Consider the following 12,453-nt stretch of genomic DNA (forward strand, 5'->3'; position numbering starts at 1 on the left):
TGCCCGTCAAGGAGGCGTGACCTTCAAGGCTTCACTTCCAGGGCGCTGGTTCACCGAACAGCTGGCCTTGCACCCCTTCTATGCCCATCTCGCGGATCACCCGCAATTCACCCTCGGTTTCCACGCGCTCGGCAATCAGCGGCAGGTCAATGCTGTGGGCGGCGCGCTGGATGGCTTCGATAAACAGACGCTTGTGGCTTTCCTGGTCGATGGCGCGGATGTAGCTGCCGTCGATTTTCAGGTAGGCCAGGCCCAGGTGCGCAAGGTTGCCGATCATGCTGAAACGGCCACCGAAGCGCTGCAGGCTGAGGCTGTAGCCCAGGCTGTGGATCCGCCGGTTCAGGTGCTCCAGTTGGGCTTGCTCGGGCACTTGTTCTTCGCCGATTTCCAGGGTCAGGCGTGGCCCCAGTGCCGGGTGCTGGGCCAGCAGCTCGAACACCCGCTCCAGGGCCTGCGGGTCATTCAGGGTGGCGGCCGAAAGGTTCAGGGCCAGGGCCTGGTCGTGGTGCGCCAGATGCTTGAGCACCAGCTCCAGCATCAGCCGGTCAAGCCGCGTCGACCAGCCGAAGCGTTCCATCCACGGCAGGAAGCGGCCGGCGGCAATGGCCTGGCCCTGGTTGTCCAGCAGCCGTGACAGGACCTTGTAGTGCAGCACCTGATGGGTGTCGCTGCTGCTGACCACCGGTTGGAAAAACAACTGGAAGCGCCCTTGGTCCAGCGCCGCATCCAGCAGGGTATGCCAGCTGTGGGAGTCATCGCTGACCGTGCCCGGGGTGCTGTGTTCCAGGCACACCCAGCTCTGCTCGCCACTGCCTTCGGCCTGGGTCAGGGCTTGATCGGCCAGCTTCAGCAGGTCCGCCGAGGCATCGCCCGGGTTGTAGGGCGCAAGCCCGATGTGGGCCACGATCGGCATATCGGTGGCGCCGGTTTCGCGCAGGCTCTGCAGGGTGCTTTCCAGTTCCTGGGCCAGTTGCAGCGCTTCGTCGCGCACCAGGCCGGGTGCCAGCACCGCGAACTCGCCGCCACGGCTGCGGGTGATCAGGTTGTGGGTTTCCGGGTACTTGGCGCAGGTCCGCACCAGTTGCTGGCCCACCGCCTGCAGCAACTGGTCGGTGCGTTGGCCGCCCAGGCGCTGGTTGAGGCCGGCCAGGTCATTGACCCGCAACATCAGCAGGTAGCCGGAGCTGGCCTCCTCCTGGTTGCTGACCCGGGAGTGCAGCTGCATTTCGAAATAACGTCGGTTGGCCAACCCGGTCAGGCTGTCCTGGTAAGACTCCACCCGCAGCTTCTCGCTGCGCTCGGTCTGTTCGATGAACAACGCCTTGAGCTTCTCCACCATCTGATTCATGGCCTGTACCACCCGGCGCAACTCGGGGGTGCGCGGCAGGTCGGGCAGGCTGAGAAACTCGCGCCGGGCGATGGCATGGGACTGCTCGACCATATAGTCCAGCGGCTTGAGCTGACGGCGCAGCAGCAAGGCCCCCAGGACCGCGCTCAGGGCGCCGCAGACCAGCAGCCAGCCCAGGCTGCCCAATGCGCTCTGCCAGAGCTTGGCCAGGGCGAACATCGGGTGGCTGACCACCTCGACCCGCGCGGCCTGCTGCCAGCCTCGGCTGACGATGGCATCGCCGCCCGCCGGCGCGAGGCCGATCATGTTCACGAACCAGGCCGGCACGCCACTGGCATCCGGCTCGGCGGCACGCTCCACCAGCACCTGGTTATTGCTCAGGTCGATCACACGGATGCTGGCGTAGTAGCCGCTGTCGAAAATCGAGCTGACCATCAACTCGGTCATCGCCGGGTCATCGATGTTCGGCGTCAGCGACAGGGCCAGCGCGGTGGCCGCGTCCTGGGCGTGGGAGCGCAACTGATTGACGTACTGCGCCCGCGAACTTTCCAGGCTGACCATGAAGCTACCGCTGAACGCGACCACGAGAAACACACAGATAGCGATCAGCAATTGTTTGAACAGTGACATCGTGGCTCCTGTTAATTATCCGAACTGGCCGGAAACCCTTCGGCGGTCATTTTCTTCAAGACATCCTGCCAACGCGACAGGCGCTTGGTGTCACCGACTTTCTTGTTGCCCGCCGCCCCCGTCAACCACAACCCCTCGCCGTTGAAGGCGTAGACGGGCAGCAGGTCGGGGCGCTGGCTGGCGGGCAGAATGGGGTCCATCAGGCTGTCCAGCACCAGGGGCATGGCTTCGGGGCTGGAATAATAGGTCAGGACCATATGCGCGCGGTTCTGGCGCAAGGCCTTGACGTAGGTGATGCGCAACTTGTCGGCCGCGACACCAAGGTGGCGCAGGCTGAAATACTTGGCGATGGCGTAGTCTTCACAGTCGCCGGCCCCTTTCCACAGGGACTGGATGGGCGTGGCCCAGTAATCCGTCTCGTGCCACAGGTCGATGTCTTCCTCGTAGCGCAGTTGACGGTTGAAGAACAGGTTGACCACCTTGAGTTGCTCCGTCTCGCTGACCTGTTTCTGCGTCGCGAGCAGTTGCTGCCAGGCATCGATCCGTTGCCGCCCCGGGCCCAGCGGCCCATAGAGCGCCTCGGCGCGGCGGCTGATCTGGCTGAAATCCCAATCGGCAAGCAAGTCGCCCAGCAGGCTGCCACCCAGTAACAGGGCGATGGCAAGACCATACAGGATCCGAGGGAGTTTAAAGCGTATCGCCACTGCGATTATCCAAGCTTGCAGCATTGAAGGTGCGGCCATGTTGCGGGTATGCCGGGCAAAAAACAATGGCACAGTGAAATCACTTCCGCCAACGGTCCGTCCCCTCACCGCCCCAGCAAAACACCCTGTAGCCGCTGCCGAGGCACGAGGCTGCGCTGGCTGGCATGAACGCCGAGCAAGGTGGGTTATTTGGACGGGCCAGCACAGCCTGCGGCAGCGGCTACAGGGGAGGTGCGCTGGCCATTATCGGGTGGCGGTTTGCGGCGATGGCTAATCGTTGAGCTGGACGATGCCCTTGCGCACGGCAAACATCACCAGCCCGGCGATATCGTGGATCCGCAGGCGATGCATCATCTGCGAGCGATGGGCCTCGATGGTCTTCACGCTCAAGCCCAGGCCCTGGGCGATATTGCGCGTGCTTTCGCCCCGGGCGATCAGGCGCAGGATCTCCAGCTGGCGCGCCGTGAGCACCTTGTTCGGCGCCTTGAGGCTGGGTTCATGCTGGCGCTTGATGGCGTGGTTGATCACCAGGGGCACCACCGCCGAGGACAGGTACTGCCCGGCCTGGCGCAGGGTCTCCAGGGCCAGCTCCAGCTCGATCACACTGGCACTGCGCAGCAGGTAGCCGTGGGCCCCCAGTTGCAGGCACTGCATGACGAAGGGACTGTCGGTGTGCATCGACAGCACCAGCACCCGGCTGGCGGGCGAACTCAGGGACAAGGTCTTCAGCAAGTCGATACAGGCGTGGCGCTCCAGGACCAGGTCCAGCAGCACGATTTCCGGCAACAGGCGTGAGGCCAGCTCGATGGCGCTGTGGCTGTCGCCGGCTTCGGCGATGACTTCATATTCGGTTTTCTTCTCCAGCAAGGCCCTCATTCCGGCACGGACCACCGGGTAATCGTTGGCAAGCAAAATTCGACACAGCATAGGCTTCAGCCCAGTCACATGGATAAGGGCACAACGCCAAGGCGTTGCAGTATTTTTATAGCCGGCGTGATCGCCTTGATGAATTGCAGACTGCCAAAGCCGGGGTCAGGCAGTGGGCCAGCCTGCGCCCCTGACCGCTGTGCAATGCAACACACCGGCCAGGCCGAGCGCGGCGACCCAGGCGTCGTCGATGATCCCGCTGCGCCGCCCGGTTATCCGCGCGGGGGGCCGCACCCGGCCAGGCCAGCCTCAGGTGTGGCGCGGGCTGCCGGCGAATTGCTGGATCAGTTTCGGCACATGGGACAACGGTTCGACCTGTTGCGCGGCGCCCATGCGAATGGCCTCCCTGGGCATGCCGAAAATCACGCAGCTGGCCTCGTCCTGGGCCACGGTATGGGCGCCATTTTCGCGCATGGCGAGCAAGCCCCGCGCGCCGTCGTCGCCCATCCCGGTCATGATGATCCCCAGGCTGTTGGGCCCGGCCTGCCGCGCCACCGAGCGGAACAACACATCCACCGCGGGCTTGTGCCGGTTGACCGGCGGCCCGTCGAGCACCTCGACCTGGTAATGCGCCCCGCTACGCTTGAGCTGCATGTGCAGGCCACCTGGCGCCAGCAGCGCCAGGCCATCGTGCACGCGATCCAGGTGCCTGGCCTCGCGTACTTCGATCTGACACAGGCTGTTCAGACGCCGGGCAAAATCGGCGGTGAACTTCTCCGGCATATGTTGAACGATCACAATCCCGGGACAGTCACGCGGCAACTGGCGCAAGACAAACTCCAGGGCCTGGGTGCCGCCGGTGGAACAGCCCAGGGCGACGATGCGTTCGGTGGTGCGCAACAGGCTGATGGGCGCCACGGCGGGGCTTGGCGGCGCCACCCGAGGAGCGCTGGGCAAGACCCGGGGACGACTGCGGGCGCCCTCCTCGACCTTGCGGATCAGCTCGCTGGCCAGTTGCTCCAGGCTTTGCTTGAGCCCCAGCCGGGCCTTGGTGAACACCCCGACCGCGCCGGCAGCCAGGGCCTCGACCGCGACACTGTTGCCCTGCTCGGTGAGGGTCGAGCAGATGATGGTCGGGGTCGGGCGCTCGCTCATGATCTGCCGCAAAAACGTCAGGCCATCCATGCGCGGCATCTCGATATCGAGGATCAGCACGTCCGGCCAGTCGCGGCGCATCTTGTCGATGGCGTACAGCGGGTCGGCGGCCAGGCCGATCACCTCGATCCCCGGGTGGTTGCCCAGGCAGGTGCTGAGGACCTGACGCACCAAGGCCGAATCATCGACGATAAACACCTTGATCACCGCCCACCCGCCCGTGCCGGCAGCGCGCCCGAGGCATTGCGCTGGCAGGCCACGACGCCGCTGCGGCCGTCGACCTGCAGGCGCCGGTAGTGCTCGCCATTGAGGTCGCAGTAATCGAGCGACCAGTTGCGCAGGCTGAATTGCTCCCGGGCGAAGGCGCTGTTGCTGTGGCCGACCTTGCGCCCGCCCGCCGGTTCGAAGCGCACCAGGCTGCCACCGCCGAACAGCCCCTTGCGGTACTCGCAGGGGCGCGTGCCGTGGCGCAGCATATCGGCATGGATACGCTTGAACACCGCCTCGCCGTAGCGCGTGTCGAGGCCGTTGCGCGCCTGCGGATCGCTCGGCAGCAGGTAGTGCGAGACCGCCAGCAGGCGCCAGCGCGGGTGCCACAGGACCACCGACACGCAACTGCCGAGCAGGGTGCTGACGGTGCCCTCGTGACGGCCGAAGAAATACTCGCCAGGGTTGAGGAACAAGGCCGGTTTCATAAATGCTGGTACACCGAAGGACTGAGCAGGCGCAGCGGCAGGCCGAAGCCATGAATGCTTTCGGCGTGGCCGATAAACAACAGGCCGCCGGGCACCAGTTGCTCCACCAGGCGGCGTACGATGCGCTGCTTCTCGTCGTTGTCGAAATAGATCAGCACATTGCGCAGGAAGATCACCTCGAACGGCCCCACGCCCTCGGGCAGGGGCTGTACCAGATTCACCTCGCGCAGGCTGACCCGCTGGCGCAGCGCGGCCTGGACCCGAAAGCGCCCGTGCATGGCCCCGACGCCATTCAGGCAATAACGGTGCAGCCAGCCCTCGGGGAAATGCCGGGCCTGGGCCAGGTCGTAGATACCGCTGGCGGCGCGTTCCAGCATGCTCAGGCTCAGGTCGCTGGCCAGGATCGACCAGTCCTGGGTGGTCCCGTGCTCACTGACCGCCATCGCCAGGCTGTAGGGCTCTTCACCGGAGGAACAGGCCGCGCTCCAGATCCGCAGCGCGCCTTTGCGCTTGGCCAGCCACTGGCCAAAAAAAGCGAAATGCGCCGGTTCGCGAAAGAAGTAGGTCTCGTTGGTGGTCAGCAGGTCCACCACCAGCCGGCGCTCGGCCAGGTGTTGCGGCTGCTCCAGCAACTGCAGGTACTGCTCGTAGCCCGGCAACTGGTAATGGCGCAGGCGCTTCATCAGGCGCCCGGCCACCAGCGGCCGCTTATTGGCCGCCAGGGCGATGCCCGAAGCCTCGAGCATCAGGCGTTGCAGCAGGCGAAACTGGCTGTCGGCCAACTCCGGCAGCCGCAGGCCCGGCACGGGCTCAGCGGCCATTGAGCACCGCAAGGCTCAGTTGGGAAATGTCGTCGAGGGACAGCACCTGGGCGATCGCCAGGATGATGGTGAAGCCCTCTTCGCCCCGGGCCATGCCGGCGATGAAATCAGTGCGGATGCCAACACCGAACGGCGGTGCCGGCACCACTTGGGACGGGTCGATATCCAGCACCGCGTCCACCGCGTCCACCACCAGGCCGATGCGTTGCACGCTCTCGCCCAGGGCCAGCTCGATGATCACGATGCAGGTGCGATTGTCCGGCCGGGTCAGCTCGAAACCAAAGCGCGCGGCCATGTCGAGCACCGGCACCACGTTGCCGCGCAGGTTGATCACGCCATGGATAAAAGCCGGCATCATCGGTACCGCGGTGACATGGGCGTATTCGATGATTTCCCGCACCAGTTCGATGGGCAAGGCATAGGCCGCCTCGCGCACGCGAAACGACAGGTGCTGGATCCGGGTGGCCAGGGCGCTGTCCGCGACAGCGCTGGAGTGCAGTGAGGTCATGGGCAGGTCACTCAGTTGAAGCTGACGAACTGGCCTTCATCGACCGCCGTCCTGCTTTTGCTCCAGCTTGCCGGCGCACTCTTGAAAGGCTCCGGGCCACGGGCTTGAGGGCGCTGGGCACCGAGGGCGTCCTGCTCGAAGCGGAAGAAGCCGATCAACTCCTGCAATTGCCCGGCCTGGGCGTTCATTTCTTCGGCGGTGGCGGCCAGCTCTTCCGAGGCCGCGGCGTTCTGCTGGGTGATCTGGTTCATCTGGCCCATGGCAATGTTGATCTGCCCGGCCGCGCCGTTCTGCTCCTGGGAGGCAGCGGTGATTTCCTGCACCAGGTCCGAGGTGCGCTGGATATTGGGCACGATCTCCCCCAGCAGGCGCCCGGCCTGTTCCGCCAGGTGCACGCTGCTGCTGGCCACCTGGCCGATCTCCTGGGCCGCGACCTGGCTGCGCTCGGCGAGTTTGCGCACCTCGGCGGCAACCACCGCGAAGCCCTTGCCATGGTCACCGGCGCGGGCCGCTTCGATGGCGGCGTTGAGCGCCAGCAGATTGGTCTGGTAGGCGATGTCGTCGATGATGCTGATCTTGTCGGCAATCTGCTTCATCGCCAGCACCGTGTCGCTCACCGCGCCACCGCCCTGCACCGCATCGTTGGCGGCCTTGCCGGCAATACCGTCGGTGATCTTGGCGCTCTCGGTGTTCTGGGTGATGGAGGCCGACATCTGCTCCACCGAGGCACTGGTCTGCTCGACGCTGGCCGCCTGCTCGTTGGCGGCCTGGCTCAGGGATTGCGAAGTCGAGCTGACTTGCTCCGACGCCGAAGACAACGCATCGGCTGCGCTGCGCACATCGCCGAGGATGCTGCGCAGGCGCAGGGTCATGTTCTGCATGGCGCTGAGCAATTGCCCGGTTTCATCCTTGCTGGTGACTGCCAGATCCTGGCTCAGGTCGCCGGCGGCCATGCGGTTGGCCGCCGCCACTGCGCCGTTGAGCGGACGGGTGATGCTGCGGGTGACCAGCACCCCGATCAGCATGCCCATCAAGGTGGCCACCGCCACCAGCGAGATCATCTGCACCCGGGAGTTGGCGGCAATGTCGCTGATCTGCTGGTTGGCTTCGCTGGCCCGCTCCTGCTTGTGCCGGGTCACCTGGCCGATCATCTGGTCCACCGCGTCGCCACTGACCACAGCCTTGGGCAGCAGGTCGGTGATGTCGCTGGTCTCCTGTAACTGCCCGGATTGCTGATGCATGCCCAGCACCTGCTGCACCAGCTCCTGGTACTCCTTGAGCGGGCCTTGCAGCTGGTCGATCTTGGCCTGGCCTTCCTTGGTGATAAAGCTGGTGCGGGCCTTGGCGATCAGGCTCGCGGTCTGTTCCAGGGCGGCACGCGCCTGGCTGGCGGCCTGCTCGCGCCCGGACTGGCTGGTGGCCAACAGGCTGTGGCGCATCGAGCGCCCGGCAGTGATCAGTTGGATATTGGCCTCCTGCAACTGGCTCAGGCCGGTGACGTCCAGCTCGTACATCCGGTCGGACAGGTCATTGACCTGCTCCAGGTTGCGGATGCCGATAAACCCGATGGCGGCGGTCAAGGCCACCACCACCAGGAACCCCAAGGTCAACCGGATGCCTATCTTCATGTTGCGAATGAACTGCATGGTGTTTCTCCTGAAAGGCTAGGCAAGGGTTTCTGCAAGGCCGAGTGCCGGCCGCGGGGCCCCGTCGATGCGGGTTTGCAGGTGTCGAAAGAGGCTGGGGATATCAAGAATCAGCGCCACATGACCGGAGCCGAGAATGGTCGAGCCGCTGATGCCGCGCAGGTGGCGAAACATCTGGCCCAGGGGTTTGATCACCGTCTGCAGCTCGCCCTGCAGGTGGTCGACGATCAGCCCGGCCTGTTGCCGGCCCTGGCTGACCACCACGATATTGCGCCGCCGCACGCCACTGCCAGGCAGGCCGAAATGGCGGTCCAGGGCGATACAGGGCAAGGGTTTGCCGCGCAGGTCGAGGTAGCCGTAACCGCCCTCGAAGGCGCTGTCGCTGGCCTCCATGCATTCGGTGACCATGTCCAGCGGGATCACGAAACTGTCGTCGCCCACCCCCACCAGAAAGCCGTCGATGATCGCCAGCGTCAGCGGCAGGCGCACACGAAAGGTGCAGCCCTGGCCGGCGCTGGAGTCGATCTCGATGACCCCGCGCAACTGGTCGATGGCGCTGCGCACCACGTCCATGCCCACGCCGCGTCCGGAGAGGTTGGACACCTGTTCGGCGGTGGAGAATCCGGCTTCGAAAATCAGCAGGTGGATCTGCTGCTCGCTCAGTTGCGCGTCGGCCTCGACCATGCCCTTGGCCACGGCTTTTTCGAGGATGCGTGCAGTGTTCAGGCCGCGTCCGTCGTCGCTGATTTCCAGCACGATCATCCCCGAGTCGTGATAGGCGTTGAGGCTCAACTTGCCCTCGGCGGGCTTGCCCAGCGCCAGGCGTTCCTCGGGGGTTTCGATGCCGTGGTCGATGGCGTTGCGCACCAGATGGGTCAGGGGGTCGGCGATTTTGTCGATCACCGACTTGTCCAGCTCGGTCTCGCCGCCGCGGATGCTCAGTTGGATCTTTTTTTCCAGCTCCTGGCTGACATCGCGCACCACGCGGTGAAACCGATTGAAGGTCTCGCCGACCTCGACCATGCGCAGCTTCAGCGCGCTGTCGCGGATCTGCTCCACGTACTGGAACAGCGCCTGGGTGCTTTCGATGCAGGCCGGGTCGCCATTGCGCCGGGCCTGCATCTGCGCGCCGGCAGTGCTGATCACCAGCTCCCCCACCAGGTTGATCAACTCATCGAGCTTGTGCGCCGCAACCTTGACCAGGGCGGTGTCCTGGGGCCGGCGCTCGCGATTGGCCACGGTCATGGCGGGCGCGGCCAGTGGCGGCGCGACAGGTGCCACGGCCGGTTCCGCGGCGGCTGGCAGGGGTTCGAGGGGCACGATGCCCAGGCTGCAGAAGTCCTCGATAAACTGGAACACCTCGCGGATCTGCGCCTCGCTCGCGGTGCTGCGCAAGGTCAGCTCCAGGCCCAGGTAACAGCTCTCGGGATCGAAGCTGTGCAGGTCCGGCAACTGCCGGGTCAGGGTCTGCAGGGTGACGATGTCCCCCAGGCGCTTGAGGTAGCGCAAAAACGCCGCCGGGTCGAAGCCATTGCGCAACAGGTCCTGGGCAAAGCCGATGGAGATCTGCCACAGCACCGCGTCGCCCTCGGCTTCAGCCAGGGCCGTGCCGGGCTCGTCGGCTTGCTCCAACGAAGGGCTGTGGGGGGCCAGGTCCTGGGCTTCGGCCAAGGCCGTCAGCAGGATCGCCTGCTGCCCCTGGTCGGTGTCGAGCAGGCCGCTGTCGGGGTCGACGCGCTCGATCATGGCAGTGAGCTCATCCATGCAACTGAGCATCAGCGAGGTCAGGGCCGGCGTCAGTTGGCGCTGGCCGTCGCGCACCGACATCAGCAGGCTTTCCAGGTGATGGGTCAGGCTGACCAGGGGCGTCAGCGAAAAGATCCCCGCCGAGCCCTTGAGCGTATGCACGGCGCGAAACAGGCTGTTGATCGCCGCGTCATCCTGCGGGGCGCTTTCCAGGCACAGCAAGCTGTCTTCAGCGTCCTTGAGCAGGTCGCGCCCTTCGCTGAGAAAACCCTGGAGCAACTGGTTCCACTGGTCGCCACTGAGCATCGCTCAATCCTCGGTTGGTGCTGCGGGGTACAGGGTTTCCAGGCGCAGCAGCTCGATCAGCTCATGCACCTGCGGCGCGCAGCCGACCACGCTGACCGGGCTGCCGTTGCTCGACAGGTTGCGTTGCAGCACCAGCAGCAACTGCACGCCGGCGCTGTCGAATTCTTCGATCGCACTCAGGTCCAGCTGCCAGGCCGGGGCGTCGAAGGGCAGCAACTGCAGGAGCGCTTCCCGGGCCTCGGCCACCTGATAGATGGTCAGGTCGCCGGCCACCTGCAACCGGGCTGGGCCGTCGAAGGCCGAGGGCGTCAGCGTGAACACCGGCTCAACCCAGCAACTTGTCGACCGCCGCCAGCAACTGCTGGGGCTGGAACGGCTTGACGATCCAGGCCCTGGCGCCGGCCGCCTGGCCTTCGGCCTTCTTCGCCTGCTCGCTTTCGGTGGTGAGCATGATGATCGGCGTAAAGCGGTATTCATTGCGCGCCTTGACCGCCTTCACCAGGCCGATGCCGTCGAGGTTGGGCATGTTCACGTCACTGATGATCAGGTTGACCTTGCGCCCATCCAGCTTGCTCAGGGCATCGCGCCCATCGCAGGCCTCGATCACCTCATGCCCGGCCCCGGTGAGGCTCATCTTTACCAGTTGGCGCATCGACAGCGAGTCGTCGACGATCAGAATTGTCTTGGCCATATGCCGCTCCTTGGGAAATGAAAACGCTTGAAAGTCGGGGCCCTAGAAAAACGTCACCTCGTTCACAGTCGCGCCCTGGGACTGGCCGTGACGCTCTTCATGGGTGGTAAATCGCTGGCGCTGGCGTTCGAGCCAGGCCTTGGGGTCGTGCAGGCTCGGGTCATCCTGGTCGATGGCCGCCAGCAGTTGCCGCAGGTCCAGCTGTACGTGGTCGAGCATCTGGTCGGTGCGGTCCTGGAACTGCAGGTTGACCATGATCGCCTGGATGTCGTGCTGGGTATCCCGAGCCTCGCGCTGCAAAGCCCCGGAGACGTCGGACAGCTGATTGAGGTTGTCGCCCAGGCGCGCCATGACGTCGCTTACCGAGCGGTTAAGGAAGTCCAGGTTGCTCTGCTCGCTGTTGCCCAGCTCGGCCGCGGCGGCAATCGTGTCCTGGATCGCGTGGTTGATTTCACCGACCTTGGCGTCCATCCCCTGCCCGGTTTCCGCCGACAGCGTGGACAGCTTGCGCACCTCATCGGCCACCACCGAAAAGCCCCGCCCATATTCCCCGGCGCGGGCGGCTTCGATGGCCGCGTTGAGGGCCAGAAGGTTGGTCTGGCTGGCAATGTCCTGGACCCGCTTGGCCATCTGCTGCAACTGGCTGGTGTAGGTGTCGAGGTGGCTGATGGTGCCGAGCAGTTCCTGTTGACGCTGGCTGCTGGCCTGAAACGAAGCGCTGACTTCGTGCAGCCGCTGGTTGGCGTCGCGCAGGCTTTCGCCCACCCCGCCGCTGCCGAGCACGCCTTCGGAACTGCTCAGGCTGCCGTCCAGGCGTGCGGCGATATTGTGGAAGCTGTGGAACAGCTCGGTGATATTGGAGTGCAATAATTCCCGGCTGCGGCCGAGGCTCTCGTGCCAGCTGGGAGCAATGGCCTGCACCAGGTTCTGCAACGGTGACGCGGCGTTATCGGCGACGACTTCGATCAGCGGTTCGGTCGCTGGCGACAACGGCCGTGGCACCGGGCGCAGACCAATCAGCAACAGGGCGCTGAAGACAAGAGCAGCTATCGTAAGCGTAGGCGAGGCCAGGATCAGCCCTGTGACACTGAGCGCGAGCCCCAACCAAACCCCTAGATAAATCCGCATTGTCGGCATCCACTGCACCCGTCGAAGTGCGCAGATAGTACCGATGGCACATTGAGATCAACATAAGGATAACCCTTAATCCATTCAGCAGCCCGGCTGCTGGGCACATGACGCTTCCAGGGCATAAAAATTCCGCCGCCCATGCCCGGATCGGTCCAGCCCAAAGCGCTTGCCGCTCGCGCCAAAAAAACCGCGTACAAAAAACTGT

At 64.9% G+C, this 12,453-nt stretch carries 12 protein-coding genes; all 12 read right to left on the reverse strand.

The window, feature by feature from the left end:
• Positions 1–31: 31 nt before the first annotated feature.
• The 12 genes from lapD to MF4836_RS17700 all read right to left on the reverse strand — a co-directional run bounded on the left by lapD (position 32) and on the right by MF4836_RS17700 (position 12,254).
• Positions 32–1,978: a cyclic di-GMP receptor LapD gene (gene lapD, locus MF4836_RS17645; RefSeq protein ID WP_078471344.1), complete on the reverse strand. Its 1,947-nt coding sequence runs from the start codon at positions 1,976–1,978 to the stop codon at positions 32–34.
• Between the two features lie 11 nt (positions 1,979–1,989).
• Positions 1,990–2,706 carry a cysteine protease LapG gene (gene lapG, locus MF4836_RS17650; RefSeq protein ID WP_020294526.1) on the reverse strand — a complete coding sequence of 239 codons (717 nt, stop codon included), beginning with the start codon at positions 2,704–2,706 and terminating at the stop codon, positions 1,990–1,992.
• A gap of 246 nt (positions 2,707–2,952) precedes the next feature.
• A complete protein-coding gene (locus MF4836_RS17655; protein WP_043228240.1) occupies positions 2,953–3,609 on the reverse strand; it encodes a response regulator transcription factor in 657 nt (218 codons plus the stop codon).
• A gap of 249 nt (positions 3,610–3,858) precedes the next feature.
• Positions 3,859–4,911, reverse strand: coding sequence for a protein-glutamate methylesterase/protein-glutamine glutaminase (locus tag MF4836_RS17660; protein ID WP_078471345.1), 1,053 nt, complete (start codon positions 4,909–4,911; stop codon positions 3,859–3,861).
• Positions 4,908–5,399 carry a chemotaxis protein CheD gene (locus MF4836_RS17665; protein WP_020294529.1) on the reverse strand — a complete coding sequence of 164 codons (492 nt, stop codon included), beginning with the start codon at positions 5,397–5,399 and terminating at the stop codon, positions 4,908–4,910. The genes MF4836_RS17660 and MF4836_RS17665 overlap by 4 nt, the downstream gene beginning before the upstream one ends.
• Positions 5,396–6,220, reverse strand: a complete 825-nt coding sequence (locus MF4836_RS17670; RefSeq protein WP_078471346.1) for a CheR family methyltransferase — start codon at positions 6,218–6,220, stop codon at positions 5,396–5,398. The genes MF4836_RS17665 and MF4836_RS17670 overlap by 4 nt, the downstream gene beginning before the upstream one ends.
• Positions 6,210–6,728: a chemotaxis protein CheW gene (locus MF4836_RS17675; RefSeq protein WP_078471347.1), complete on the reverse strand. Its 519-nt coding sequence runs from the start codon at positions 6,726–6,728 to the stop codon at positions 6,210–6,212. The genes MF4836_RS17670 and MF4836_RS17675 overlap by 11 nt, the downstream gene beginning before the upstream one ends.
• Before the next feature lie 11 nt (positions 6,729–6,739).
• On the reverse strand, positions 6,740–8,374 hold the full coding sequence (locus MF4836_RS17680) for a methyl-accepting chemotaxis protein (RefSeq protein WP_078471348.1): 1,635 nt from the start codon (positions 8,372–8,374) through the stop codon (positions 6,740–6,742).
• A gap of 18 nt (positions 8,375–8,392) precedes the next feature.
• Positions 8,393–10,426, reverse strand: coding sequence for a chemotaxis protein CheA (locus MF4836_RS17685; RefSeq protein WP_078471349.1), 2,034 nt, complete (start codon positions 10,424–10,426; stop codon positions 8,393–8,395).
• 3 nt (positions 10,427–10,429) lie between these two features.
• Positions 10,430–10,747: an STAS domain-containing protein gene (locus MF4836_RS17690; RefSeq protein WP_078471350.1), complete on the reverse strand. Its 318-nt coding sequence runs from the start codon at positions 10,745–10,747 to the stop codon at positions 10,430–10,432.
• Positions 10,748–10,751: 4 nt separating this feature from the next.
• Positions 10,752–11,117 (reverse strand): response regulator, encoded by a 366-nt coding sequence (locus MF4836_RS17695; RefSeq protein ID WP_020294535.1) that lies wholly within the window; start codon positions 11,115–11,117, stop codon positions 10,752–10,754.
• Between the two features lie 42 nt (positions 11,118–11,159).
• Positions 11,160–12,254, reverse strand: coding sequence for a methyl-accepting chemotaxis protein (locus MF4836_RS17700; protein ID WP_443217349.1), 1,095 nt, complete (start codon positions 12,252–12,254; stop codon positions 11,160–11,162).
• Positions 12,255–12,453: the final 199 nt, after the last annotated feature.

It is taken from the genome of Pseudomonas sp. MF4836, assembly GCF_002018875.1.
Taxonomy (GTDB): Bacteria; Pseudomonadota; Gammaproteobacteria; order Pseudomonadales; family Pseudomonadaceae; genus Aquipseudomonas.